The organism is Cupriavidus sp. GW823-FHT07A04 (assembly GCF_058794615.1).
Genome location: NZ_JBXAHA010000004.1, coordinates 411,193 through 435,457 on the forward strand (window position 1 = coordinate 411,193; position 24,265 = coordinate 435,457).

Below are 24,265 nucleotides of genomic sequence, written 5' to 3' on the forward strand. Positions count from 1 at the left end.
ATGCATGCCGATGCAAATCACTGGAAGCACCGTGGCGAGCGCTGGGGCGCACGCTTCGGCCATGTCGCCATCCTTGCCGTCTTCGCGGGGTTCTGCGCCTTTCCCTTCTACTGGATGCTGATCACCACCTTCAAGGATGTCCATGACCTGATCAACACAGCCAACAACCCCTTCCTGTTCAACCAGCCGCCCACCCTGGACAACCTGCGCGTGCTGTTCCTGGAGACACGGTACCTGCGCTGGATCGCCAATACGCTGCTGGTGGGGGCGATGGTGGTGGCCATCACCCTGTTGCTGGCGGTGCCCGCCGGCTACAGCCTGGCCCGGCTGGCAGGCAGCCGCGGGCGGCAGCTGGCGATCGCCATCTTCCTGACCTACCTGATCCCGCCCACCATCCTGTTCATCCCCTTCTCCCGCATCATCGGCGCGCTTGGCCTGCAGGATTCGCTGTGGTCGCTGGTGCTGGTGTACCCGAGTTTCACGGTGCCGTTCTGCACCTGGCTGATGATGGGCTTCTTCAAGGCGGTGCCGCGCGATATCGAAGAGGCGGCGATGATGGACGGGCTGAGCCGCTTCGGCGCCTTCCTGAAGGTGGTGGTGCCGCTGTCGTCGGCCGGCATCCTGACCGTAGTCATATTCACGCTGACGCTGGTGATGCAGGAATTCGTCTATGCCCTCACCTTTATCACCAGTTCGTCGCAGTACACCGTCAGCGTTGGCGTGCCGACCTTCCTGGTGCGCGGGGATGTCTATTTCTGGGGCTCCCTGATGGGTGCATGCCTGGTCGTCAGCGTGCCGGTAGCAGTGCTCTACAACCTGTTCGTCGACCGCTTTGTCGCGGGTTTTACCGTGGGTGCGGTGAAGTGATCGGGTTTGGCGGTGGCCGGATCCGTGCCGACAGCGAAGCGATCCGGGCAGCGTCGAGCGCGGATCGTCGGCCAGCGCAGATGCCATCAGAGCTAGCCGCCGGCCAACGGGGCGGCCCGGCAATGCGTGCTACGGCAGCGCTGCCGCGCCTTGCGTGCGCACCGTCGCCTGCTCCGCGCGCGGCTGTTCCTTGTCCCGCGTCGCTGCGGCGCCAAAATTGCACAGGTAGCTCATCACCATGTCTGGCACATGCTGCAGCCTCGACGCCACGCGATCCGGGGCTGCGAGGTCCACGCCAAGCACGAACGACAGCGTGTAGCGGTTCGAGATGAAGTAAGACCCCAGGCCCGAGATCGAAACATATAGATCCACCCAGTCTGCATCCGGCCTGAACACGCCTTGTTCCTTCCCGCGCTCCAGAATCTCCGCCAGCGCGCTCTTCAGCGGATTGAACATGGCAGGAATCACCTTGGACTTGCGGATGTGCGCTGCCTTGTGCAGGTTCTCCGTGCCCAGCAGCAGGATGAATTCCGGTTGCTCGATGAAATGCTGGATGGTGTGCATCACCAGCGCGCGCATATCGTCGACGGGGCTCTTTCCCGTCAGGCCGAGTTCGTTCTGTCGCTCGCGCATGGCAGCGTAGGCGCGCTCCATGACTTCGATGAACAGCGCTTCCTTGCTGTTGAAGTAGTGGTAGACCAGGTTCTTGCTGATCTTGCTGCGGGCCACGATGCTGTCCACGCGGGCGCCGTCAAAGCCCTTGGCGGCGAACTCCTTCGACGCCATCTGGAGGATCTTCTCGCGCGTGGCCTGGGCGTCGCGCGGCTTTGGCTTGCGCACGGTCTTGGCGGTCACTGGCATACGAATGTTCCTCGATAAATTTGTCATGGCATTGTCATGGCGGGCGGCACCGTGCCAGTGCACCCGCTAACCAGATGGTTAGTGTACACCCCCTGAAGCGCACTGCAAGAAGGCTGCCAGCCAAGCGCTGGCGCCATTCTGGTGCTCCGTGAAAACCCGGTTGACAAGCAAAATCCCGTCTTCTATTGTACTGACTAGTTAGTTAGCAGATTGGTCGGTGCGCGTTCCGGGGCAACGGAATGCGCGGCACGCGCAAGTCGCCCGTGCCTCACATCCTTGGAGTTGACATGGTTCATGCGGGAAGCAATGCGGGCGTCCGGGTCGGGTGCGATATCGGGGGCACGTTCACGGACATCGTCCTGGCAATGCCGGACGGGCGGCTGTTCGTCAACAAGACATCAACCACGCCGCACGACCTGGGCGAGGCCATCGTCACTGGCCTGAAGTCGCTGATCGGGCAGGCCGGGATTGCCCCGGGCGACATCACGGAAATTGTCCACGGCACCACCACGGCGTCCAACACCATCTTGCAGAAGGTGGGCGCACGCACCGGCGTGCTGACCACGGCGGGCTTTCGCGACGTGCTGGAGATCGGCCGCATCCGCACCCCCACCATGTTCGATCTGGGCTGGCAGAAGCCGCAGCCGCTGGCGGCGCGTCGCTATCGCCGCGGGCTGAACGAGCGCATCGACGCGCGCGGCAACATCATCGTGCCGCTCAACGTGGACGAGGTACTGACCGTGGCGCGCGGGCTGGTGGAAGAGGGCGTGGAAGCGCTGGCCATCTGCTTTATCAACAGCTATATCAACCCGGTGCATGAGCTGGAGGCGAAGGCGCAACTGGAGCGGGAGTTTCCGCGCCTGCTGGTGACCGCATCGTGCGATGTGCTGCCGGAAATCAAGGAGTACGAGCGCACCAGCACCACGGTGGTCAATGCCTACATCCTGCCTGCCATGCGCACCTACCTGCGGCGCCTGAAGGATGACTTGGCCCGCATGGGGGTGTCGGCGTCGCTGCAGGTGATGGCGTCCAACGGCGGCATGATGGGCGTGGGCAGCGCGAGCGAGAAGCCGGTGTTTGCCGTGGCTTCCGGGCCGGCCGGCGGCGTGGCGGGCGCGGCGCAGATCGGCGCGCTGGGTGGCGGGCGCGACCTGATCGTGTTCGACATGGGCGGCACAACGGCCAAGGCGTCGATCATCACCGACGGCACGCCGTCGCTGACCACCGAGTATGAGTTCCGCGACGGCATCAGCGCCCCGAGCCGCTTTGTCAAAGGCGGGGGCTATGTACTGAAGGTACCGGCCATCGATATCGCGGAGGTGGGTGCGGGCGGCGGCTCGCTGGCATGGATGGATGCCGGTGGCCTGCTGTGCGTGGGCCCTGAATCGGCCGGCGCCAACCCGGGGCCCGCGTGCTACGGGCGCGGCAACGATCGGCCCACGGTGACCGACGCCAACATGGTGCTTGGCTACCTGAATCCCGAATCGCTGGCGGGCGGCAGCCTCAAGGTGGACCCGGAGCAATCGCGCCGTGCCATCGACGCGCATATCGGCGCGCCGCTCAAGCTCGATACGCTGGCCGCCGCGCACGGCATTCGCCATGTGGCCAATGTGAGCATGGCGCGCGCGCTGCGTGCCGTGACGGTGGAGCGTGGGCGCGACCCGCGCGACATGACCATGATCGCCTTCGGCGGCGGGGGGCCGCTGCACGCGGTGGACGTGGCCATGCTGCTGGGCATCAAGCGGGTGATCGCACCGGTGATGGCGGGCGTGTTCTGCTCGGCCGGCATGCTGTGCGCGGATGCCGAGCATAACTTCGTCAAGGCCATCCTGCGGCCGCTGGCGGATTGCGATGGCGCCGGCATTGGCGTGGTGATCGACGAACTGCGCCAGCAAGGCCTGGCCATCCTCGCGCTGGAAGGCTATCCGGAGGCTGCGGTCGAGATGGCGGTGGGCATCGACCTGCGCTACCTCGGCCAGAGCTCGGAGCTGACCATCCCGCTGCCCGGCGGTGAAACCGGCAAGGCGCCGGACGCTGCCGCGCTTGCGCAGCTTATCGAGGACTTCGGCGTCCAGTACCAGCAAACCTTCGGCTACCGCAACGACGAGCCGCTGGAGCTGGTCAACGTGCGCCTGAGCGCCTATGGCCGCAGCGACCAGCGGCTGGATTTCAACGCGATCCAGGTGGATGCCAGCGCGCTGCATGGTGTTGCCGGCACGCGCCAGGTGAGTTTCGGGCGCGACCAGGCGCCGCGCGAGACCTTGCTGATCCCGCGCTCGGCCATGACGGATGCGCCGCGCCAGGGCCCGCTCATCATTGAGTCGTACGACACCACCATCGTCGTGCCGCCGGGCGCCTCGGCGCGCGCGGACACGATCGGCAACATCATCATCGATATCGCCCAGGAGGCAGCATGAGCACGCAGTTCGACCCGGTGACCTTCGCGGTCGTCAAGAACGCGATGGACTCCATCGTCGACGAAGTGGCCTACACGGTCATTCGCACGGCGCGCTCGGAGATCGTCAAGGACGTGATGGACTACTCGGCCGCGATCTGCGACCGGCACGGCCGCATGGTGGCGCAGGCCAAGACCATCGCGCTGCACCTGGGGGCGATCCCCGAGGCCATGGAAGCCGTGCAGGCGCGCTATGGCAACGCGCTGAACCCGGGCGACGCGGTGATCGTCAACGATCCCTACCAGGGCGGCATGCACCTGCCGGACATCTTCATGTTCGTGCCGTTCTTCTACGGAGGCGAGCTGGAAGGCTATTGCGTGGTGATCTGCCACCACACCGACGTGGGCGGCCGCGTGCCGGGCTCCAACGCCAGCGACTCCACCGAGATCTACCAGGAAGGGCTGCGCATCCCGGTACTCAAGCTCTATGAGGCCGGCAAGGTCAACGACACGCTGGAACGCATCATCGCGCAGAACGTGCGCCTGCCCGAGCGCGTGCTGGGCGACCTGAAGGCGCAGTACGCCGCAACCCAGGTAGGCGTGCGCGAACTCACCGCGCTGTTCGACCGCTACGGCCGCGACGACACGCGCGCCTACCTGAACGAACTGCTGGACTATGCCGAACGCCTCACGCGCGAAGAGATCCGCAAATGGCCCAAAGGCACCTTCCGCTTCACCGACTACATCGACGACGATGGCTTGTCGCCGGAGCCGATCCCCATCCAGGTGGCACTGACGGTGCATGACGATTACGTCAGCGCGGACTACACGGGATCGTCGCCCCAGGTGCGCGCGGCCATCAACTCCACGCTGTCATACACAAAGTCCTGCACCTACCTGAGCGTGCGCTGCGCGTTGAAGGGCGATGTGCCGAACAATGCCGGCGTGTTCCGCTGTATCGAGGTGCGCGTGCCGGAAGGCTCCGTGCTCAATCCCCTGCCACCGAGCGCGGTGGCAGCGCGCGCGCTGACGGGCTACCGCGTGTTCGATGCGATGCTCGGCGCGCTGGCGCAAGTGGTGCCGGACCGTATTCCCGCAGCCGGCGAAGGCGGCAACACGGTGGTGTGCCTGTCCGGCATCAGCGATGAGAACAAGCCTTACATCATTGTGGACATGATCTGCGGCGCATGGGGCGCGCGCCCGGCCAGCGATGGCATCGAGGCCATCACCAATGCCTCGCAGAACCTGTCGAACACGCCGGTGGAAACGCTGGAGGCGCAGCACCCCGTGCGCGTGGAAGCCTACGAGCTGGTGGAGGATTCCTGCGGCGCGGGCGAGTTTCGCGGCGGTCTGGGCATTCGCCGCAGCTATCGCGTGCTGGCGCCCAACGCGCTGCTGCAATTGCGTGCTGACCGCATGAAGTTCTCGCCCTATGGCCTGGCCGGTGGCGGCCCCGCCAGTCCGGCGCGCAACCTGCTGCAGCAAGGCGATGAGGTCACGGACCTGCCGAGCAAGGTTGGCATGACGATCGCGCGCAACGATGTGGTGACGCATATCCAGCCCGGCGGCGGCGGCTTCGGCGATCCGCTGGCGCGTGACTTCGAGCGCATCCGGCAGGACGTATGGAACCACAAGCTCACCGCTGCCTATGTGCTCGAGCATTACAAGGTGGTGGTGAACCCCGCCACCGGCGAGATCGATGTGCCATCCACCGCGGCATTGCGCGCGAAGCTGCTGGCCAAGGCGGCGTAGTATTTCCGGACGGCTGGCAGCCGTCCGCTTACGCATACCCACAGACACCCCAAGAGGAAATCGAGATGCGTTTTTCTGTCATGAAACTGGCCTGGCGCGCCTGTGCCGCCGCGACAACGTGGATGCTGTTCGCCGGCGCGGCCTCAGCGCAGGCGCCCGCCCAGAAGCTGCTGGTGCGGATGGACTACTCGCCATGGGGCATGCATGCCGCCATGCACCTGGCCAAGCAGAAGGGCTGGTTCCAGGAGGCCGGGCTCGACGTGGAAGTGCAGGACGGCACCGGCACCATCAACACCCTGCAACTGCTCGCCGCGGGCCAGGCCGATGTGGGCCAGGTGCAGCTTGGCACCATGGCCGTGGCCAAGGAGAACGGGCTGGACCTGATGTCCATCGCCGGCTTCGCCCGCAAGGGCGACCTGGCGGTGATGGTCGATGAAAAGCTGGGCGTCAAATCCGTGCAGGACCTGGCCGGCAAGAAGCTGGTGTGCTTCACCACCAGTCCGTGGGCACCATTTATCGATCCCTACTTCAAGGCCAACAAGATCGCCAAGGGCAAGGCCACCATCGTGATGGTGTCGCCCGCGGCCATGATCTCCACCTACGCCTCGGGCAACAGCGACGGCTTCCTGTCGCAAGCGCCGTTCGGCCAGCCGATGGTGTCCAAGGTACGCCCCGCCAAGGCGCTGCTGTTGTCCGACAGCGGCATCAATTTCCCCAGCTACGGGCTGGTGGTCACGCCGCAGCGGCTGGCCGAGAAGGGCGCCGCGCTGAAGAAGTTTGCCCAGGTGCAGGTGCGCGCGTGGGAGTACATCTATGCGGGCCACGCCGATGAAGGCGTGGCCGCCATCCTGGCGCAGCGCCCCAACGCCAAGCTCGACCCGCAGATCCTGCTGGCGCAGATCCAGGCTTACCGTACGTTCTTCGACAGTCCCACGCAGAAGAGCCTGCCGATCGGCAAGCAGAGCGACGCCGACTGGGCGGCCGCCATCCAGTCGATGGAGCAGGCCGGCATGATCAAGCCCGGGCGCAAGCCGGCCGACTACTACACCAACGCCATGCTGGCGAACTAGGCCGGGAGACGCACATGTCGGCATTCCTGCAGATCGGGCAACTCAACAAGGTCTACCATTCCCAGCGCGAACCGCTGTACGCGTTGAAGGACGTCAGCCTCGATATCGAGCAAGGAGAATTCGTCAGCATCGTCGGCCCCAGTGGCTGCGGCAAAAGCACGCTGCTCAAGTGCGTGGCCGGGCTGGAACCCATCTCCAGCGGCCACCTGGCGCTGCAGGGCGACCCCATCGTGGGCCCGCCGGCCAACATGGGCGTGGTGTTCCAGCGCGACCTGCTGCTGGACTGGCGCACCATCCTGGACAACGTGCTGATTGCCGCCGAGTTCCACGACCTGGATCGCGCGGACTTCGAGGAGCGCGCGCGTTCCGTGCTCAACCTGTTCGGCCTTGGCGCGTTCGCGCACCGCTATCCGTGGGAGCTGTCCGGCGGCATGCGCCAGCGCGCCTCGATCTGCCGCGCGCTGCTGGTGGACCCGCAGTTGCTGCTGATGGACGAGCCCTTCGGCGCGCTCGATCCTTTCACGCGGGACGATCTCAACGAGGAGCTGCAGCGCACCTGGCTGGCCACCGGCAAGACCGTGCTGTTCATCACGCATTCGATCTCCGAAGCCGTGTACCTGAGCGACCGCGTGGTGGTGATGTCGCGCAACCCGGGCGGCATCGCGGCGGTGATTCCGATCGAGCTGGAACGGCCACGCGGGCTGGCGGTGCGGGAGACGGAGGCCTTTGCCGGCTACGTGTCGCAGATCCGCCAGATTTTCCGTGAGCTTGGTATCTACAGGGGATGATGTGATGAAGTTGCTATGGAAGCGTTCCGAGAACAGCCGGCTGGCCATCCTGACCATCGTGGTGCTGTTGCTGATCTGGGAGGGCGCGGTGCGGGCCTTTGGCGTACGCGAGTTCCTGCTGCCGCCGCCCAGCAAGATCTTTACCGAGTTCCTGGCGCAGCCGGGTTTCCTGCTGATGCAGAGCCTGGACACGCTGCAGACCACGCTGGCGGGCTTTGTCCTCGCCGTGGTGCTGGGCGTGGGCTCGGCCATCGGCATCGTGTATTCCCGTTTCCTGGATCGCACGCTTTACTCCCTGATGGTGGCGCTCAACGCCGTGCCCAAGGTGGCGCTGGCGCCGCTGTTCGTGATCTGGCTGGGTACCGGTTCCGCGCCCAAGATCGCCATTGCCATGCTGATCGCGATCTTCCCGATCTTGATCGACACGGTGCTCGGCCTCAAATCCATCGACCCGGAAATGCTTAACATGGCGCGCGCCAACCAGGCGTCGCGCAGCAAGGTGCTGTGGAAGATCCGCTTTCCCAACGCCCTGCCCAGCATCTTCGCGGGAATGAAGGTGGGCGTGTCGTTCGCGCTGGTGGGCACCATCGTCGGCGAGTTCGTGGCGGGCGAGACCGGGCTTGGCCACGTCATCCTGGTGGCGCAAGGCAGCTTCGACACGCCGACCGTGTTCGTGGCGCTGGCGCTGCTGTGCGCGCTGGGCGTGATCCTCTTCAAGGCGCTGGAGTGGGCCGAGGAGCGGATGCTGCCGTGGCACGCGTCGCAGCGCGGCAGGCCGGGACAAAGCCATGTGGCCGCGCCGGGTACGGAGCGGTTGACGCAACTGGTGCAAGCCAAACGCTGAGGGGGCGGGCGGCGCGGATGGTCCGTTCACAAGCTGCGCCGCCGCCTCAAACTCGGCTACAATCGCGCCATGTTTCGCGCAGACCGCCCCTCCTTCTTGCGGGGAGCCTTGCTGCTGTTGCTGTTTGCAATGCAGTTCCTCACCCCGCTTCTGCACGGCCATCTCGGAACCCCGAAACTCCATGGCCTGCATGTGCACACGGCGCTCCAAGGTGCGGTTAATTCTTATTCTCCTTCCGCTTCATCCCCTTTGCCCGCGGGTTCCGCCGCGCTGATCGCGGTCGAGCCGCTTGAGGTCGATGTGCAGACCGCCATCGGCCCCATTGCCTTTTCCCTCCACGTGCAGGCCGCCGATGTGCTGATCGGCCTGGTCTTCGCGTTCCTGCTGTTTGCCGCGCGGCCGCTGCCGGTGTTCCGGCGCCTGCCGTGGCGCCAGCGCACGCCGCCCCGATGGCGTGGCAGCGACAGCAGGCCACCCCCTGCGCACGCCCCTCCCCTCGCTTGCTGATTCCCCTGCCGGCCACGCCGGCGGTGCACGCTCGCGCGCCTGATCGAGGCTGATCATGGCGTGCCGGGCGCTTCCATCCTGCTTTGGAGTCAGGCATGTTTTCCCGTCGAGTTGTTTTCGTTGGCGCGCTGATCGCGTCGACGCTGTTCCCCATCGGCATGGCCCGCGCGCAGGTACTGACGCTGTCCGATGCCCAGGCCCGCGCGCTCGGCGTGCGGTTTGATCCGGTCGCCGGTGCCGCGCAGCTGGAGACCGGCGCCAGCGCTCGCGTGGTGCTCAAGCCCGATGCGCAGTACGTGGTTGCCGCGCCTTACGCCGGCATGGTCTCGCGCGTGCTGGTGTCGATCGGCCAGGCGGTGCGCGCCGGCCAGCCGCTGGCCACCTTTGCCAGCCCGCAACTGTTCGAGGCTGGGCGTGCGCTGTCGGAAGCGCGCTCGCAGGCCAACCTGGCCCGCCTGGCGCTGGCGCGGGACCGTGGCTTGCACGACGACGGCATCATCCCGGGCAGCCGCTGGCAAGCTACGCAGGCACGCGCGGCGGAAGGCGCGGCGATGGTGCGCGCCCGCGAGGCCGAGATGGCTGCCGCGGGCGTCGTGTTCGCCGGCGGCTCGGGTGAGCCGCAGCTGGTGGCCGGCCGTACCGGGCTCATTGCCGAGGTCAACGCCGTGCCCGGCACGCGCGTGGAAGGCGCCGCGCCGTTGTTCCGCATCGTGGACCCCACCGCGCTGGAGCTTGATCTGCTGGTCGGCCGCGATGCGCCGGCTCCCACCGTCGGCGAACGTGTGGAGGTGCGCCAGCGCGGCGCCACCGGCACGGTGGCCGGCGTGGTGCCGGCAAGCGACGGCACCGCCGCCGTGCGCGTGCGCGCGGTGCTGGACAAGCGCGGTAGCCTGCAGGCTGGCGAGAGCGTGAATGTGATCGTGCACTTGCGTAGCACGCCCGACGCCACTGGCGCGGGCCGCGTGCGGGTGCCGGCCATGGCGCTGACGTATTGGCGCGGCACGCCGGGCGTGTTCGTGGCGACCAAGACCGGCGTGCGCTACCAGACCGTGGTGGTCGAAGCCGTGGACGATGCCGCCGCGACCGTGCGCGGCCCGCTGCCCGCCGGCACGCGCGTGGCGGTGGCCGGCGTGGGCGCGCTCAAGGGCATGCTCGCGGGAGGCCAGTGATGCTTGCCGGCCTGATTGAATTCTCCCTGCGCCAAAGGGCGCTGGTGCTGATTGCCGCCTGCGTGCTGGCTGTGGCCGGAGCGTGGGCTTACTTGAAGTTGCCCATCGATGCCTTTCCGGACATCTCGCCCACCCAGGTCAAGGTCATCCTGAAGATCCCCGGCATGACGCCGGAGGAAGTCGAGCAGCGCGTCTCCACGCCGATCGAGCAGGAACTGCTGGGCATCCCGCACAAGACCATCGTCCGCTCGGTGTCCAAGTACGGCATCAGCGACGTGACGGTCGATTTCGAGGAGGGCGTGGACAGTTACTGGGCCCGCCAGCAGGTGTCCGAGCGGCTTGCCGGCCTGCTGCGCGACCTGCCGCCCAACGCCATCGGCGGGCTGGCGCCGATCACCACGCCGCTGGGCGAGATGTTCATGTTCACGGTGGAGGGCGATGCCTTCTCGCTGGCCGAACGGCGCCGCGTGCTGGACTGGGTACTGCGCCCGGCCTTGCGCACGGTGCCCGGCGTGGCGGATGTCAACGCGCTGGGCGGCGAGGTGCGCAGCTACGAGGTCATCCCCGACCCGGCGCGGCTGCGCGCCCGCGCCGTTACGGTGGAGCAACTGCGCCAGGCGCTCGACGCCAACAACCGCAACGACGGCGCGGGCCGGGTGGAGCAGGGCGACGAGAACTGGGTGGTGCGCGTGGAAGGCGGCGTGCGCGGCGTGGAAGACTTGCGCCAGGTGGCCGTTGCCGCGCCGGGCGGGCGCAACGGCATGCCGCTGGTGACGGTGGGCGACGTGGCCACCGTCAGGCTCGGCGTGGCCACGCGCAACGGCGCGGTCAGCAAGGATGGGCGTGGCGAAGCGGTGCAGGGGCTGGTGCTGGCCCTGCGCGGCGCCGATGCCCGCCAGCTGGTCGCCGACGTGCAGGCCAGGCTGGATGCACTGGCGCCGCAACTGCCCAAGGGCATGTCCACGCACGTGTTCTACAACCGGGGTGAACTGGTCACGCGTGCCGCCAATACCGTGGTGCGGGCCCTGATCGAGGCCAGCCTGCTGGTGGTGGTGACGCTGTACCTGTTTCTTGGCGGCCTGCGCGCGGCGCTGGTGGTGGCGGCAACCCTGCCGCTGTCGATGCTGGCGACCTTCCTGCTGATGCGCTACGTGGGGCTGACCGCCAACCTGATGAGCCTGGGCGGCCTGGCGATTGCGCTGGGCATGCTGGTGGACGCGGCGGTGGTGGTGGTGGAGAACATCGAATCAGCCTTGGCGAAGGCGCACGAACGCAAGTCCGACCCATCGCTGCGCGGCGCGGTGATCCGCCATGCCGTCGCCAGCGTGGCGGTGCCGATGCTGGCCGGGGTGTCGATCATTGCGATCGTGTTCCTGCCGCTGCTGTCGCTGCAAGGCCTGGAGGGCAAGCTGTTTGGCCCGGTGGCGCTGACCATCGTGCTGGCGCTGGCGTCGTCGGTGGCGATCGCGTTCACCGTGGTGCCGGCGCTGGCGTCGCTGCTGCTGCGCGCGCATGCGGACGAGACCCCGTACCTGATGCGCAAGGTGGCACGCGGCTTTGCCCGGCTGCAGGACTGGAGCGGGCGGCATCCGCGCGCGGTCTTTGCCTCGGCGGGCGTGGCGCTGGCCGTGGCGGTGGCGCTCTACCTGTCGGTGGGCAAGACCTTCATGCCCACCATGGACGAGGGCGACATGATCGTGCAGCTGCAGAAGGCGCCGTCGGTCTCGCTGGCCACCTCGGTGGGCCTGGACCTGCGGGTGCAGCAGGCGCTGCTGGCCGAGGTGCCGGAGATCCGCTCGATCGTGGCGCGCTCCGGCTCGGACGATCTCGGCCTCGATCCGATGGGGCTGAACGAGACCGACACCTTCCTCGTGCTGCAGCCAAAGGACCAGTGGCGCGGCAGCAAGGAAGACATCGCCATCGCCATTCGCCGCGTCATGGAGCGTTTCCCGGGCGTGGTGTATGGCTTCACGCAGCCTATCGAGATGCGCGTCTCGGAGATGCTGACCGGCACGCGCGGCGACGTGGCCATCAAGGTGTTCGGCGCTGATCTGGGCGCCATCGACACGGCGGCGCAGGCCATCGCCGCGCGCGTGCGCAAGATCCCTGGCGCGGCCGAAGTGATCGCGCCCAGCAACGAGGGCGTGCAGTACCTCACGCTTGCGCTGGACCGCGCCGCCGTCGGCCGCGCGGGGCTCTCCGGCGATGCGCTGCAAGCGTTGCTGCGCGCGCAGGTGGAGGGCGAGCGGATCGGCATCGTGCCAGAGGGCACCGTGCGCACGCCGCTGATCCTGCGTGGCAGCGATAGCCTGCGGCAGACCCCGGAGACCTTCACCAGCCTGCAGGTGACAGCGCCGGACGGCACGTCCTGGCCGCTCACCTCCCTGGCACAGGTGCGGCGCGTGGAAGGGCCGGTGCGCATCAACCACGAAGACGGTGGGCGCTTTGCGGTGATCCAGGTCAGCGTGGAAGGACGCGACCTGACCGGTTTCGTGCAGGAGGCACAAACGGCCGTGGCGGGCCTGTCAGGACTGCCCAAGGGATTGCGCGTGGCCTGGGGCGGCCAGTTCGAAAACCAGCAGCGCGCCGCCGCGCGCCTTGCGCTGGTGGTGCCGCTGGCGCTGGGTGCCATCTTTCTGCTGCTGATGCTGACCTTCCGCTCGATCCGCCAGGCGGCGCTCGTCATCGCCAATATTCCGTTCGCGCTGGTGGGCGGCATCGCCGCGCTGCGGGTGGCGGGCGAGTACCTGTCGGTGCCGGCCTCGGTGGGGTTCATCGCGCTGCTGGGCATTGCCGTGCTGAACGGCGTGGTGCTGGTTTCGCATTTCAATACCTTGCTGGACGAAGGGCGGCCAATGGCCGAGGCGGTGCGCACCGGCGTGCGCGACCGCTTGCGGCCGGTCCTGATGACCGCCTGCATCACGGCGCTGGGGATGATCCCTCTGCTGCTCGCCACCGGGCCCGGCTCTGAGATCCAGCGCCCGCTGGCCATCGTTGTCTCGGGTGGCCTGGTCAGCTCCACCGCACTGACCTTGTTGCTGTTGCCGCTGTTGTTCGAGCGCTTTGGCGTGGCGCGGTCGCGCGAGGACAAGCAAGGCCGCATGGCACAAGGAGAAGCACAAGGAGAAGCGCAATGAGAGGCGCAATGAGAGGCGCAATGAGCAAGATGGCAGCCGCGGCTGTCATGATCGCGGCCACCGGGATGCCGGGTGCCGTGTGGGCGCAAGCAGCCATGCCGGCGCAGGCCGGCGTGCTGCCCCTTGAGTCCGCCGTGCGCGACGCCGTTGGCCAGTCGCCGGACGTGCAGATGGCCGAGGCTCGCCGCGATGCGGTGCTGGCCCGGGCGGACGGCATCCGTGCCGGCACCGCCGAGGCCGTGGTGCGGGCCATCGGGCAGCGCCGCCAGGTGCGCGAGCCGTCCGACCGGTTTGCCGAAGGGCAACTGGCACTGGAGCGCCCGCTGCGGCTTTGGGGCAAGGCCGACGCCGATGGCGAGCTGGCCGATGCCACGGCGCAGTCAGGCCAGCTCGCCGTGATGGATGCGCGCCATGAAGTCTCGCGGCAGATCCTGTCGCTGTGGTTCGGGGCGCTGCGCGCGCAACAGGCGCGGCTGGCGGCGCAGGGCAACGACAGCCTGGCGGGCGAGCTGGCGGCCGTGACCGCACGCCGGGTGCAGGCCGGCGATGCGGCGCCCATGGACCATGAGCTCTTGCTGGCCGAGCGCGCTCGCACCGCTGCCGCGCTGGCCAGCGCGCGCGCAGCGGAAGCGGCGGCGGCGGCCGAACTGCGGGCGCGCTTCCCGGGCCTGGGCGTGCCCGGCGGCCTGCCGGCGGATGTGCGCCTGCAGGCGTTGCCGGACGACCCCGCCGATGCGCTGCGCAGCCGCTATGTGGAGGACAGCCACGAGTTTCGCCTCGCCCAGTCGCAGGAAACGCAAGCTCAGCGGCAGGCCCGGCGCACCGACCTGGAGCGCAAACCGGACCCGACCGTGGGCGTGTTCTTCACGGTGGAGCGCGGCGGCGCGGAGCGGATTGCGGGCGTGAGCATCAGCATGCCGCTTGGCTCCGCGCACCGGCGTTCGGCGGCGGTGGCGGCAGCGGCCGACGCGCAGGCTGCCGCCCGCAGCCGGGTGGCGGTGGAGCGCAGGATCGGCGCCGAGTTCGAGGTGCTGTACCGCGGCCTGGAAGGCAAGCGCGCCGCAGCCGTGGCGCAGGCCGAAGCGCTCGCGCTACAGCGCAGTGCCGCGGCACGCACCGGCCGGGCCTACAAGGCGGGGGAAACCGGCCTGAGCGAACTGCTGATGGTCCGGCGTGCCCTGGCCGATACCACGCTGGCCGAACGTGTGGCCCTGGTCGATGCGCTGGAGGCCGACAGCCGGTTGCGGCTGGACCTGCACCGGATGTGGGATTTCGATGATTGAGCCAGTGCCCGGGTGCGGTGCGCCCGGGCGTCCGGCTACCGGCTTGCGCGGCCGCCCCGCTTTGCCGGATGACTGGCATCGGCTGCTTCGCCAGCCGCCTGCGCGCTCGCCAGCAGGCCGCGCAGGAACAGCATCAGCATCCGGCCGGTCGGGTCGGCGCTCGTCGTGCCCCGTTGCAGCGCGAGGCCATGGGCGAGCGCCATGAAACCCGCGGCCAGCTCTTCCGGCTGGGCTGGCGGCACGCGGCCCAGATGGCGGAACAGGCGCTCGATCAGGCCGCCGAGTTCGCCGCGATGCGTCTCGCAGACCGCACGGTAAACGCTGGCAAACGACGGGCTGCGATTGGCGTGCATCTGCAGCTCGATCGATAGCATGGCCCAGTCGGCATCCGCATGGAGCGCCGCGGCCCAGGCATCCAGGCCCGCGAGCACCTCTGCGCCGGTGTGCTCCGCCGTGTCGAACACCGCTGCCAGCTGCTTTGCCTCGGCCTCCATATGGCCGCGCAGCAGATCTAGCAGCAGCGCCTCCTTGTCCGGGAAGTTCGAATAGAACGCCCCCTGCGAGTACCCAGCTTCCTCCGCGATATCCCGGATCGACGTGCCGCCGAAGCCGCGCTGCATAAACAAACTGCGCGCGGCCTCAAGCAGGCGCTCGCGGGTTTGCGCCTGGCTTTGCTCGCGGCTCAGGCGCTTGCGCGGGACGGGTTGCTTTGTTGGCGTGGCATTGGGCATGGCATTGGTCGTGGCGACAGGGATTGCCGTATCGATTGCATTTGGGATTTCAGCTGCTATCATAACGGATATCAATTGATATCTGAATTTCATATGATCTTCGAGATAAGGGCCTGTCCATGAACTTGCAAACCGCTTTCGTGACCGGTGCCACCGGTCTGCTCGGCAACAATCTTGTCCGCGAACTGCAGGGCCGCGGTGTCGCGGTCAAGGCGCTGGTGCGCTCGGCGCAGAAGGCCAGGCAGCAATTCGGCGATCTCGCGGGTGTGGAGTTCGTGGTTGGCGACATGGCCGATGTCAAGGCGTTCGCCCCGGCCATGCACGGCTGTGATGTGGTTTTCCATACCGCCGCGTTCTTCCGCGACAACTACAAGGGTGGCAGTCACTGGGAAACGCTCAGGCGCATCAATGTCGACGGCACGGCCGCCCTGATCGCGCAGGCCTACTCGGCAGGCGTGCGCCGCTTCGTGCAGACCTCGTCCATCGCCGTGCTCAACGGCGCGCCGGGTTCGGTGATCGATGAAACGCATGTGCGCGAACCTGCCGACGCCGATGACTACTATCGCAGCAAGATCCTGGGCGATCGCGCTGTCCTGGCTTTCCTCGAGAATGCCCCCGAGATGCATGCCACGTTCGTGCTGCCCGGCTGGATGTGGGGGCCGGGCGATATCGGGCCGACGTCAGCCGGACAAGTCGCGCTCGATACGGCGATGCGCCGATTGCCGGGCCTGGTGCCAGGGAGCTTTTCCGTGGTCGACGCCCGCGATGTCGCACAGGCGCATATCGCCGCGGCGCTGCGCGGGCGGCGCGGCGAGCGCTATCTCGCGGCGGGCCGTCATATGACCATGCGCGAGCTGATCCCGCTGATCGGACGCACCGCGGGGGTGGCAACGCCCAAGCGCGCGCTGCCTGTGCCGTTGTTGTTTGCGCTGGCCTGCGTGCAGGAAATCTACGCCCGGATCACCGGCAAGCCGATCCTGCTCAGCCTTGCAACCGTGCGGCTGATGGTGAAGGAAGCGGACCGGACCCGCTTTAGCCATGCCAAAAGCGAGGGCGAGCTAGGCTTGGGCTTCCGGCCCGTGGATCACACGGTTCGCGATGTCATTGCCTGGTATCGGGCGCACGGATGGCTGCCGGCCTCGGCATGAGGGCCGGGGGCGCAAGCTGAACGCCATGGCGGCGGGGCCGGGTGGCGGAGCAGGCCAAGGTCATGCCGATTTTGCATAGGCTGCCCCCGCGCCTTGTGGAAGAATGCATGCATTCATCCAGTGCGCACCCGTACTGCAACCCAGGCCCCGCCAGCCTTACCCTACCCACCATGAACGAAGAAATCGTCTATCTCAACGGCGAGCTCACGCCCTTGTCCGAAGCCCGCGTCCCCGTGCTGGATCGCGGCTTTATCTTTGGCGATGGCGTGTATGAAGTGGTCCCCATCTATGCCGGCAAGCCGTTCCGCCTGCCGCAGCACCTGGCGCGGCTGGCGCGCAGCCTGGACACCATCGGCATCCCCAACCCGCACACCGATGCGCAGTGGATGGCGCTGATCGACCGCGTGGTGCAGGCCAACGGCCTCGCCGACCAGATGGTGTACATCCAGGTCACGCGCGGCGTGGCGCGGCGCACCCATGCCTTCCCCAAGACGGTGACGCCGACGGTGCTCATCATGACCAACCCGATGTCGCTGCCCTCGGCGGCCATGCGCGAGAAGGGCGTGGCCTGCGTGACAGCGCAGGACAAGCGCTGGCTGCACTGCCAGGTGAAATCCACCTCGCTGCTGGGCAATGTGCTGGCGGCGCAGAACGCGGTGGAGAACGACGCCACCGAGACCATCCAGTTCCGCGATGGGATGCTGACCGAGGCCTCCGCGTCCAACGTCTGGGTGGTCAGCAAGGGCCGGGTCTCGGCGCCGCCGAAGGACAACCTGATCCTGGAAGGGATCCGCTACGGCTGGATGGAGGAGCTGTGCGCGGCGCTGGATATCTCGCTGGAAGCGCGCCGCATTTCGCAGGACGAGGTAATGGGCGCGGATGAGGTGTTGCTGACCTCGGCCAGCAAGGAGATCCTGCCGGTGGTCACCATCGATGGCAAGACTATCGGCGATGGCGCGCCCGGCCCGGTGTTCAAGAAGCTGTACGCCGCGTACCAGGACGCCAAGGCGGCCACGGCGGCGGCGTGATCAACGCCTAAGCAGCGCTGCTGCCCGTGCCGAAGGCGCCGATCAGCAGCAGGCCGACCACGATGTCCGCATGGTTCAGCAGGTTGTACGCCTCCCAGGTGTAGTAACCGATGCCGTACTGGCTGGCGATCATCTCGGTGTAGAAACGGGCCCTTGCCGCAGGGAACGAATGATTCCGACTATGCAACTGAGAATTTCGCCACGCATGCCATGGCGGCCGCCCGTTTATGCATAGTTGAAATTCGTCGTTCAGCGGGTGGCGCGGCTGCGCTATGGTGAAGAACTTGCAAGCGGCCGCCGTGAACAATGGCGAGGGCGGCCTTCAATCCAAAGGAGGTTCTCCCCCATGGCTAGACCGCTGAACGTGGTTGCCGTCAACGGCAGCGCGCAGCAGCCTTCGCGCACGCTGGCGCTGGTGCAGGCGTTGCTTGATGAACTGGCGGGCAGGCTGCTGTTGCAGACCCGGATCGTCAACCTCGGCGATATCGCCCGCCCGCTAGGCGCGGCGCTGTCGCGCGCTGAACTGCCCGCGGAGATTGAAAGCGAGATCGCCGCGATCGAGTCCGCCGATCTGCTGGTGGTGGCCGCGCCGGTCTATCGGGGCTCTTATCCCGGCCATTTCAAGCATCTCTTCGACCTGGTCGGGCAGGATGCGCTGATCGACAAGCCGGTGCTGCTGGCGGCCACCGGCGGCAGCGACCGGCACGCGCTGGTGCTGGAGCATCAGCTACGGCCGCTGTTCGGCTTCCTGCAGGCGCTGACGCTGCCGATCGGCGTGTATGGCAGCCCGGGGGACTTCCAGAACTACCAGGTCAGCAGCGCGGCGCTGGCGGAGCGCATCCGGCTCGCGGCGGACCGCGCGGCGCCGCTGTTCGGCGCGAGCCGGCTACCGCTGCAGCGTGCGGCGTGACGACAAGCGGCCCTAGGCTATAGCTATAGCTCGTTCCACAGGATTCCCTTCCGGCAGCGCGATCCCGCTGGGCTGACATGATCCGCGCTAGACAGAAATGCGCCCGCGTTGCATGCTCTGCGAACGCGGACATTCAACCTGTCGAGAGGAATCGCATATGGAACAGCCAGCACGCAATCAGATCCCCGCCACCCTGATCCCGGGCGACGGCATCGGCCCGGAGGTGGTGCAAGCCACCGTCAAGGTGCTGGACGCGCTGGGCGCGCCGTTTTCCTGGGATGTGCAGCAGGCTGGCATGGCGGGCATCGACCAGGGCGGTGATCCGCTGCCGCAGGCCACCCTCGAGAGCATCCGCCGCACAGGCCTGGCGCTTAAGGGCCCGCTGACCACGCCGGTGGGCGGGGGCTTTCGCTCTGTCAATGTGCGGCTGCGCGAAGCCTTCAACCTCTTTGCCAACGTACGGCCCGCGCGCACGCTGGTGCCGGGCCGCTTCGAGGATATCGACCTGGTGCTGGTGCGCGAGAACGTGGGCGGCTTCTATGTCGCGCACGATTACTACATCGCCGTGGGCGATGACCCGCACGCGGTGGCTGTGTCCACTGGCACCAATACGCGCGACGCCTGCCGGCGTATCGCCCGTTTTGCGTTCGAGTATGCGGTCAAGAACCAGCGCAAGAAGATCACCGTGGTGCACAAGGCCAATATCCTGAAGGCACTGACCGGCATCTTCCTGGAGGCCGCGCGCGAGGTGGCGCAGGACTATGTGGGCCGCGTGGAGATGGATGATCGCATCGTCGATGCCTGCGCCATGCAGCTCGTGCTCAATCCCTGGCAGTTCGACATGTTGCTCTGTACCAACCTGTTCGGCGACATCCTGTCCGACCAGATCGCTGGCCTTGTGGGCGGGCTGGGCATGGCGCCGGGCGCCAATATCGGCGAGACGGCAGCCATCTTCGAAGCCGTGCACGGCTCCGCGCCGGACATCGCCGGCAAGGGCATCGCCAACCCGATCTCGCTGATGCTGGCCGCCGGCCTGATGCTCGAGCATGTGGGCCGCCAGGACCTGGCGGTGCGGCTGCGCCAAGCGATCGACCTGGCGCTCAACCAGGATCAGGTGAGAACCGGCGACCTCAAGGGCTCGGCCTCGACCTTGCAGTTCGCCGAGGCGGTGATCAAGCGGCTGGGGTAACCGCGCGGCGGGCTTCCCGGCCTGTGCCGGGCGGCGTACTGCTACCCCTGCCATCCCCCACAGCGGCAGGGCGGAGCAACCCCGATAGCCTGAACGCGCCCACTTGCGTACCATGTCTGCGCCGCAACCGTCACTCCCGACACGGCCGGCGTTAACCGAGGGCTTGGCATGCAGACATCGGAACCCTACGTCCACTTTCGTCTCGATTCGAATGACGATCACAAGATCGAGGTCCACCGCTGGCAGGGCGGCGCCGCGCCGCGTGCCGTGGTCCAGATCGCGCATGGCATGGGCGAGCATGCGCGGCGTTACCGGCCCTTGGCCGACGCGCTGGTGCGCGCGGGCTATGTGGTCTACGCCAGCGAGCATCGCGGACACGGCGCCGATGCAGCCGCGCAGGACAAGCTTGGCGACTTCGGCCCGCGTGGCTTCGCCGCGCTGGCGGACGATATGGCCGTGCTCAGCCGGCACGCGCGCTCGCAGCATCCCGGGGTGCCGCTGATCCTGTTTGGCCACAGCATGGGCTCGTTCGCGGCGCAGTGCTACCTGGTTGAGCACAGCGCGCTGCTCGACGGCGTATCGCTGTCGGGCACCACTGCGGTGGACCTGATGCTGGCAGCAGCGCAGGCGGGATTCAAGCTGGAAGACATGAATGCCGGGGTGCCGGATAGCCGCACGCCATTCGACTGGCTCAGCCGTGACCCCGCCCAGGTGGATGCGTATATCGCCGATCCGTTGTGCGGGTTCACCGTGACGCCGGCTTCGCGCGCCTCGATGTTCACCGAGTGCGCGCGCCTGGCAGCGCCGGATACGCTGCGCCGCATCCGTCCGGCGTTGCCGATGTACCTGTTCACCGGCGATTCCGATCCGGTCAACAATCATCTGGCATGGTTCGAGCCGCTGGTCAGCCGCTACCGCGCGGCAGGGCAGGCCGATGTGTCGTCCCACGTGTTCGGCGGGGCGCGGCATGAGACGTTGAACGAGACCAACCGCGAGGAAGTGGTCGCGGTGTTCGTCGCGTGGATCGAGCGGGTGGTGTCAAGCCGCTGAAATGCCGATTCGCTGATTCGCCGATGGCGCTAGGCTAGCAGCCGCGCCTCGGTCAGCGCCTGCAACTCGCCGAGGGTCATGCCCTCGGCCATGGCCTCCACCAGCAAGCCGTCGGGCGTCACGCGCATCACCGCCAGGTCGGTATAGATGCGGCTGACCACACCGCTTGCCGTCAACGGCAGTGTGCAGCGGTGCAACAGGCGCGGGCGAGCGTCGCGCGTGGTGTGTTCCATCAGCACCCAGACCTCGCGCGCGCCGAAGGCCAGTTCCATGGCGCCGCCCACAGCGGGCGGCGTATTCGGGTCGCCGCGGCTCCAGTTGGCCAGGTCGCCGTTCTCCGCCACTTCGTAGGCGCCAAGGATGGCGAGGTCCAGGTGGCCGCCGCGCATCATCGCGAAGCTCAGCGCGGAATCGAAGATGGCCGCGCCAGGCTGCAATGTCACCGGCTGCTTGCTGGCATTGATCAGGTCCGGGTTCTCCTGGCCCAGTGGCGGGCGTGGCCCGAGATGCAGGATGCCGTTTTCGCTATGCAGGAAGACCTCGCGCTCCCGCGGGATCATGTCGCCGACCAGCGTCGGCAGGCCGATGCCCAGGTTGACGTAGGCACCCGGCCGGATGTCCTGCGCCGCGCGCCGGGCGATCTGTTCCCTGTTCCATCGCTTCATGGCTGGCTCCCGGCTTGCTGTTTGTTGGCGTTAGCGGTGACGACGCGGTGGACAAAGATGCCGGGCGTCACGATATGTTCGGGGTTCATCGCGCCGGCCTCGACCATCGCCTCCACCTCCGCCACCACCACGCGCGCGGCCGTGGCCATGATGGGGTTGAAGTTGCGGCCCGCCAGGTGATAGTCCAGGTTGCCAAGGCGATCCGCATGACGTCCGCGAATCAGCGCAAAGTCCGCATGCAGCGGCAGCTCCAGCACGTGCAGCGCACCGTTGATCTCCCGCGTGTCCTTGCCTTGGGCAAGGATCGTCCCGGCAGTGATGGGGCAGTAGAACCCGCCCAGCCCGGCTCCGGCGCAACGAATGCGCTCTACCAGCGTGCCCTGCGCCACCAGTTCCAGCTCGACCTCGCCGCGCCGGTAAGCGTCGCGGAACGCCGTGGCGCCCGCTGTCAGCGGGTAGGAGCAGACCAGCTTGCGCATGCGCCCGGCTTCGATCAGGCTCGCCACGCCTTCGCCGTCGTAGCCGGCGTTGTTGGAGATCACCGTGAGATCCCGCGCGCCATGCGCCAGCACCGCCGCGATCAGGCCGTCGGGCAGGCCCGCGCTGCCGAAGCCGCCCACCATCACGGTGGCGCCGTCGCGCAGGTCAGCGATGGCCTCTGCGCAGCTTGCTACCCGTTTGTTGACCAATCCCATGCCCGACTTGCTCCCGATGCGTGCCGCGGCGTCGTCGCCGCCAAGTCGTGCATCATGCGGCGCAGGCTTCGATAGGTTCAAGTGCGCAAAGCTTAATTGTTGATAAGCTGTGCTTATATTGAAAGCGGGCCATCGCGATGAACCTCGAACTCCGACACTACCGATACTTTGCCGCGCTGGCCGAGGAGCTGCACTTTGGCCGCGCGGCTGAGCGCCTGGGCATATCGCAGCCGGCGCTGAGCCAGCAGTTCCGGTGGATCGAGCAAGAGGCGGGCGCGCCGCTGCTCTCGCGCAGCAAGCGCCGGATTGCGCTGACCGATGTGGGTGCGGTCTTTTACGAGGAAGCGATGGGTGTGCTGCGCCAGGTCCAGCATGCCGGGCTGGTCACGGCCAGCGCCAGCCGGGGTGATGTCGGCGGCGCTGCCATCGGGTATGTGGCGTCAGCCGCGTTGTCAGGATTATTGCCAAGGCTCGTCTATCGTTTTCGCCAGGATCATCCGGCCGTGCGGCTTGCCATGCGGGAGATGGACATGCCGGCCCAGCTCGAAGCGGTGGCACGCGGCGAACTCGATATCGGTTTTATCCGGCCACCGTTGCGGTCCTTGCCGGAAGGGCTGGCCTTGTTCGACATCGCGTCCGAAGCCGTTGTGGCGGCCTTGCACGCCACCCATACGCTGGCTGGCCGCGCTCGCGTCGACGTAGCCATGCTGCGCGACGAGATCTTTATCTGCACGCATACCGAGCACGGTACCGGCTTCTACGCCATCACGCTCGCCATCTGTGGCAATGCTGGCTTCCAGCCGCGCGTGGAGGCTTTGTCGACCCAGATGGCCACCATCATCAGCATGGTGGCGGCCGGGTTTGGCGTGGCGCTGATCCCCGCCTCGATGCGCGCGTTCGCCCCGCCCGACGTGGTCTTCAAGCCGCTGGCCCGCAACGACGTGGCGTCGCAACTGGCCGTGGTCCATCGCAAGAACGAGCGCTCGCCCACGGTGCTTAGGCTGATCGAGCGCTGCCGTGAAGCGAAGGGGGCAGAGCGGCCGCCAGAGTCAATCGTGCGGTAAGCCTTATAGCCTTATAGCCTTATGCCTGTCCGTATCTGCCGCGCCACCGCCGCCGCTTATTTCTTGAAGCGCGTTGCTTCCGCTTGCGTGACAGAGCCCGCATCGGCGCCGTTGAGGTCTACTCGCGCAGCGCCTTCCGTAAGACATGCCTTGTAACGGGTCCCACGGCACCAGGTCTTGATGGCTTCGCGCAACTCCGCCTCTTGCAAGCCCAGCTCGCTAGCGTAGCCAAGCAGATCGTCAAAGATGCCGACTTTCAACGCTCTCTTCGGCGCGGGGTTCTTAGGGAAGGCGAGGGGGAAGCGCTTTTGAAGCCGCCCGATGTTCCGTACAACAGGATCCACCGGTTTCGACTGGGCCGCTTGCGCGGATGGGCGGGCGCGTGTGGGCTTGGCCGCCGGCTTGGGTTTGGCCTGTTGCGCCAGCTGCGCTTTCAGCGCAGCAAGTTGTTCGAATCCCATAGTGTTCTGTTGTGAAGAGGTGAGGAGTGAACGCGAATTTTAGCGGAAGCCGGTCAGCCCCGAGGTTTGATGCTAAATTGTGCGTCGTGAGGCGCTTTTTACGTGTCGACGAAATTTTCCAGAAAAGACTTGCCAGCACCGTGCCGACAGCTTAGTATTCGCCCCCTTCCGCAGTACAACACTCAGCCGCAAGGCAGACGGGCGAAGGTTGCGGGGGATGGCAGGAAAGGTGAGAAGAGCGCGTAGCGAATCCAGCCTGAGCAAGAAAAGATTAAAAAAGTATTGATGAAACGCAGATAATTCTTTATAGTCTCGTTCCTTCGCTGCAGCAAACGCAGCGACGCGGTAAGCAAAGCGAACCGCGGTGAGTTCTTTAACAAACAAACAACCGATAAGTGTGGGCGCTTGATAGCGGATGCGGAAGACTTCGGTCTTTTAGCTTACAAGTTATAAAGTGCTCGCACAGTAAAACATGTTGGTTATGTCCGGGGTGCAAATCGCGGACGTAGCCAGTCAGTTTTCTGAGAGTGAGCGACCGCTCGAAAGAGCGAGATCCATAGGGAAACCGAAGGATCACACAGGTATTAAACTGAAGAGTTTGATCCTGGCTCAGATTGAACGCTGGCGGCATGCCTTACACATGCAAGTCGA

At 66.7% G+C, this 24,265-nt stretch carries 21 protein-coding genes, 1 rRNA gene and 1 pseudogene; 17 read left to right on the forward strand and 6 right to left on the reverse strand.

Annotation, left to right across the window (positions count from 1 at the left end; translation table 11 throughout):
• Complete coding sequence (locus AC1Q7Q_RS09790) at nucleotides 1-867, forward strand: carbohydrate ABC transporter permease (RefSeq protein ID WP_492374413.1); 867 nt, start codon at nucleotides 1-3, stop codon at nucleotides 865-867.
• Between the two features lie 129 nt (nucleotides 868-996).
• Here AC1Q7Q_RS09790 and AC1Q7Q_RS09795 read toward each other — a convergent pair whose 3' ends face one another.
• On the reverse strand, nucleotides 997-1,728 hold the full coding sequence (locus AC1Q7Q_RS09795; protein ID WP_492374414.1) for a TetR/AcrR family transcriptional regulator: 732 nt from the start codon (nucleotides 1,726-1,728) through the stop codon (nucleotides 997-999).
• Nucleotides 1,729-2,015: 287 nt separating this feature from the next.
• Here AC1Q7Q_RS09795 and AC1Q7Q_RS09800 point away from each other — a divergent pair, with 287 nt between their 5' ends.
• The 9 genes from AC1Q7Q_RS09800 (at nucleotide 2,016) to AC1Q7Q_RS09840 (ending at nucleotide 14,673) form a co-directional block, all read left to right on the forward strand.
• Nucleotides 2,016-4,145 (forward strand): hydantoinase/oxoprolinase family protein, encoded by a 2,130-nt coding sequence (locus AC1Q7Q_RS09800; RefSeq protein WP_492374415.1) that lies wholly within the window; start codon nucleotides 2,016-2,018, stop codon nucleotides 4,143-4,145.
• Nucleotides 4,142-5,875 carry a hydantoinase B/oxoprolinase family protein gene (locus AC1Q7Q_RS09805; RefSeq protein WP_492374416.1) on the forward strand — a complete coding sequence of 578 codons (1,734 nt, stop codon included), beginning with the start codon at nucleotides 4,142-4,144 and terminating at the stop codon, nucleotides 5,873-5,875. Before AC1Q7Q_RS09800 ends, AC1Q7Q_RS09805 begins: the two co-directional genes overlap by 4 nt.
• A gap of 65 nt (nucleotides 5,876-5,940) precedes the next feature.
• On the forward strand, nucleotides 5,941-6,945 hold the full coding sequence (locus AC1Q7Q_RS09810) for an ABC transporter substrate-binding protein (RefSeq protein WP_492374417.1): 1,005 nt from the start codon (nucleotides 5,941-5,943) through the stop codon (nucleotides 6,943-6,945).
• Nucleotides 6,946-6,959: 14 nt separating this feature from the next.
• The gene (locus AC1Q7Q_RS09815; protein WP_174426758.1) at nucleotides 6,960-7,733 is read left to right on the forward strand and encodes an ABC transporter ATP-binding protein; all 774 of its coding nucleotides are present in this window, start codon (nucleotides 6,960-6,962) and stop codon (nucleotides 7,731-7,733) included.
• Between the two features lie 4 nt (nucleotides 7,734-7,737).
• Nucleotides 7,738-8,577 carry an ABC transporter permease gene (locus tag AC1Q7Q_RS09820; RefSeq protein ID WP_492374418.1) on the forward strand — a complete coding sequence of 280 codons (840 nt, stop codon included), beginning with the start codon at nucleotides 7,738-7,740 and terminating at the stop codon, nucleotides 8,575-8,577.
• A 108-nt stretch (nucleotides 8,578-8,685) separates the two neighbouring features.
• Nucleotides 8,686-9,084, forward strand: a complete 399-nt coding sequence (locus AC1Q7Q_RS09825; protein WP_492374419.1) for a hypothetical protein — start codon at nucleotides 8,686-8,688, stop codon at nucleotides 9,082-9,084.
• Nucleotides 9,085-9,179: 95 nt separating this feature from the next.
• A complete protein-coding gene (locus AC1Q7Q_RS09830; protein WP_492374420.1) occupies nucleotides 9,180-10,253 on the forward strand; it encodes an efflux RND transporter periplasmic adaptor subunit in 1,074 nt (357 codons plus the stop codon).
• The gene (locus tag AC1Q7Q_RS09835; RefSeq protein ID WP_492374421.1) at nucleotides 10,253-13,390 is read left to right on the forward strand and encodes an efflux RND transporter permease subunit; all 3,138 of its coding nucleotides are present in this window, start codon (nucleotides 10,253-10,255) and stop codon (nucleotides 13,388-13,390) included. Before AC1Q7Q_RS09830 ends, AC1Q7Q_RS09835 begins: the two co-directional genes overlap by 1 nt.
• Before the next feature lie 20 nt (nucleotides 13,391-13,410).
• Nucleotides 13,411-14,673 (forward strand): TolC family protein, encoded by a 1,263-nt coding sequence (locus AC1Q7Q_RS09840; RefSeq protein WP_492374422.1) that lies wholly within the window; start codon nucleotides 13,411-13,413, stop codon nucleotides 14,671-14,673.
• 35 nt (nucleotides 14,674-14,708) lie between these two features.
• On the opposite strand, the gene AC1Q7Q_RS09845 is transcribed toward AC1Q7Q_RS09840, so the two are convergent.
• A complete protein-coding gene (locus AC1Q7Q_RS09845) occupies nucleotides 14,709-15,404 on the reverse strand; it encodes a TetR/AcrR family transcriptional regulator (protein ID WP_492374423.1) in 696 nt (231 codons plus the stop codon).
• Between the two features lie 119 nt (nucleotides 15,405-15,523).
• Here AC1Q7Q_RS09845 and AC1Q7Q_RS09850 point away from each other — a divergent pair, with 119 nt between their 5' ends.
• On the forward strand, nucleotides 15,524-16,552 hold the full coding sequence (locus AC1Q7Q_RS09850) for an SDR family oxidoreductase (RefSeq protein WP_492374424.1): 1,029 nt from the start codon (nucleotides 15,524-15,526) through the stop codon (nucleotides 16,550-16,552).
• Between the two features lie 170 nt (nucleotides 16,553-16,722).
• Nucleotides 16,723-17,580, forward strand: coding sequence for a D-amino acid aminotransferase (locus AC1Q7Q_RS09855; RefSeq protein WP_492374432.1), 858 nt, complete (start codon nucleotides 16,723-16,725; stop codon nucleotides 17,578-17,580).
• 7 nt (nucleotides 17,581-17,587) lie between these two features.
• Here the strand turns inward: AC1Q7Q_RS09855 and AC1Q7Q_RS09860 are convergent.
• Nucleotides 17,588-17,716: pseudogene (locus AC1Q7Q_RS09860) on the reverse strand (ABC transporter permease); the annotation flags it as partial.
• A gap of 210 nt (nucleotides 17,717-17,926) precedes the next feature.
• On the opposite strand from AC1Q7Q_RS09860, the gene msuE reads away from it, so the two are divergent.
• The 3 genes from msuE to AC1Q7Q_RS09875 all read left to right on the forward strand — a co-directional run bounded on the left by msuE (nucleotide 17,927) and on the right by AC1Q7Q_RS09875 (nucleotide 20,729).
• Entirely contained in the window at nucleotides 17,927-18,490 is a 564-nt protein-coding gene (gene msuE / locus AC1Q7Q_RS09865) for an FMN reductase (RefSeq protein WP_492374425.1), read from the forward strand.
• 157 nt (nucleotides 18,491-18,647) lie between these two features.
• Complete coding sequence (locus tag AC1Q7Q_RS09870; protein ID WP_492374426.1) at nucleotides 18,648-19,679, forward strand: isocitrate/isopropylmalate dehydrogenase family protein; 1,032 nt, start codon at nucleotides 18,648-18,650, stop codon at nucleotides 19,677-19,679.
• 168 nt (nucleotides 19,680-19,847) lie between these two features.
• Nucleotides 19,848-20,729: an alpha/beta fold hydrolase gene (locus AC1Q7Q_RS09875; protein WP_492374427.1), complete on the forward strand. Its 882-nt coding sequence runs from the start codon at nucleotides 19,848-19,850 to the stop codon at nucleotides 20,727-20,729.
• Between the two features lie 29 nt (nucleotides 20,730-20,758).
• Here the strand turns inward: AC1Q7Q_RS09875 and AC1Q7Q_RS09880 are convergent, their stop codons facing one another.
• Both AC1Q7Q_RS09880 and AC1Q7Q_RS09885 read right to left on the reverse strand, forming a co-directional pair.
• On the reverse strand, nucleotides 20,759-21,394 hold the full coding sequence (locus AC1Q7Q_RS09880; protein ID WP_174426746.1) for a 3-oxoacid CoA-transferase subunit B: 636 nt from the start codon (nucleotides 21,392-21,394) through the stop codon (nucleotides 20,759-20,761).
• Entirely contained in the window at nucleotides 21,391-22,083 is a 693-nt protein-coding gene (locus AC1Q7Q_RS09885) for a 3-oxoacid CoA-transferase subunit A (protein ID WP_492374433.1), read from the reverse strand. The genes AC1Q7Q_RS09880 and AC1Q7Q_RS09885 overlap by 4 nt, the downstream gene beginning before the upstream one ends.
• A gap of 143 nt (nucleotides 22,084-22,226) precedes the next feature.
• Here AC1Q7Q_RS09885 and AC1Q7Q_RS09890 point away from each other — a divergent pair, with 143 nt between their 5' ends.
• Nucleotides 22,227-23,153, forward strand: a complete 927-nt coding sequence (locus AC1Q7Q_RS09890) for a LysR family transcriptional regulator (protein ID WP_492374428.1) — start codon at nucleotides 22,227-22,229, stop codon at nucleotides 23,151-23,153.
• Between the two features lie 56 nt (nucleotides 23,154-23,209).
• Here AC1Q7Q_RS09890 and AC1Q7Q_RS09895 read toward each other — a convergent pair whose 3' ends face one another.
• Nucleotides 23,210-23,614 carry a ProQ/FinO family protein gene (locus tag AC1Q7Q_RS09895; RefSeq protein ID WP_174426743.1) on the reverse strand — a complete coding sequence of 135 codons (405 nt, stop codon included), beginning with the start codon at nucleotides 23,612-23,614 and terminating at the stop codon, nucleotides 23,210-23,212.
• A gap of 586 nt (nucleotides 23,615-24,200) precedes the next feature.
• Here AC1Q7Q_RS09895 and AC1Q7Q_RS09900 point away from each other — a divergent pair.
• A 16S ribosomal RNA gene (locus AC1Q7Q_RS09900) occupies nucleotides 24,201-24,265 on the forward strand; the annotation flags it as partial.

Bases quoted from the DNA above. Each gene is read 5' to 3' on its own strand.
- AC1Q7Q_RS09790 (WP_492374413.1), top strand. From the start codon at position 1: ATGCATGCCGATGCAAATCACTGGAAGCACCGTGGCGAGCGCTGGGGC.
- AC1Q7Q_RS09795 (WP_492374414.1), bottom strand. From the start codon at position 1,728: ATGCCAGTGACCGCCAAGACCGTGCGCAAGCCAAAGCCGCGCGACGCC.
- AC1Q7Q_RS09800 (WP_492374415.1), top strand. From the start codon at position 2,016: ATGGTTCATGCGGGAAGCAATGCGGGCGTCCGGGTCGGGTGCGATATC.
- AC1Q7Q_RS09805 (WP_492374416.1), top strand. From the start codon at position 4,142: ATGAGCACGCAGTTCGACCCGGTGACCTTCGCGGTCGTCAAGAACGCG.
- AC1Q7Q_RS09810 (WP_492374417.1), top strand. From the start codon at position 5,941: ATGCGTTTTTCTGTCATGAAACTGGCCTGGCGCGCCTGTGCCGCCGCG.
- AC1Q7Q_RS09815 (WP_174426758.1), top strand. From the start codon at position 6,960: ATGTCGGCATTCCTGCAGATCGGGCAACTCAACAAGGTCTACCATTCC.
- AC1Q7Q_RS09820 (WP_492374418.1), top strand. From the start codon at position 7,738: ATGAAGTTGCTATGGAAGCGTTCCGAGAACAGCCGGCTGGCCATCCTG.
- AC1Q7Q_RS09830 (WP_492374420.1), top strand. From the start codon at position 9,180: ATGTTTTCCCGTCGAGTTGTTTTCGTTGGCGCGCTGATCGCGTCGACG.
- AC1Q7Q_RS09835 (WP_492374421.1), top strand. From the start codon at position 10,253: ATGCTTGCCGGCCTGATTGAATTCTCCCTGCGCCAAAGGGCGCTGGTG.
- AC1Q7Q_RS09840 (WP_492374422.1), top strand. From the start codon at position 13,411: ATGAGCAAGATGGCAGCCGCGGCTGTCATGATCGCGGCCACCGGGATG.
- AC1Q7Q_RS09845 (WP_492374423.1), bottom strand. From the start codon at position 15,404: ATGCCCAATGCCACGCCAACAAAGCAACCCGTCCCGCGCAAGCGCCTG.
- AC1Q7Q_RS09850 (WP_492374424.1), top strand. From the start codon at position 15,524: ATGAACTTGCAAACCGCTTTCGTGACCGGTGCCACCGGTCTGCTCGGC.
- AC1Q7Q_RS09855 (WP_492374432.1), top strand. From the start codon at position 16,723: ATGAACGAAGAAATCGTCTATCTCAACGGCGAGCTCACGCCCTTGTCC.
- msuE (WP_492374425.1), top strand. From the start codon at position 17,927: ATGGCTAGACCGCTGAACGTGGTTGCCGTCAACGGCAGCGCGCAGCAG.
- AC1Q7Q_RS09870 (WP_492374426.1), top strand. From the start codon at position 18,648: ATGGAACAGCCAGCACGCAATCAGATCCCCGCCACCCTGATCCCGGGC.
- AC1Q7Q_RS09875 (WP_492374427.1), top strand. From the start codon at position 19,848: ATGCAGACATCGGAACCCTACGTCCACTTTCGTCTCGATTCGAATGAC.
- AC1Q7Q_RS09880 (WP_174426746.1), bottom strand. From the start codon at position 21,394: ATGAAGCGATGGAACAGGGAACAGATCGCCCGGCGCGCGGCGCAGGAC.
- AC1Q7Q_RS09890 (WP_492374428.1), top strand. From the start codon at position 22,227: ATGAACCTCGAACTCCGACACTACCGATACTTTGCCGCGCTGGCCGAG.
- AC1Q7Q_RS09895 (WP_174426743.1), bottom strand. From the start codon at position 23,614: ATGGGATTCGAACAACTTGCTGCGCTGAAAGCGCAGCTGGCGCAACAG.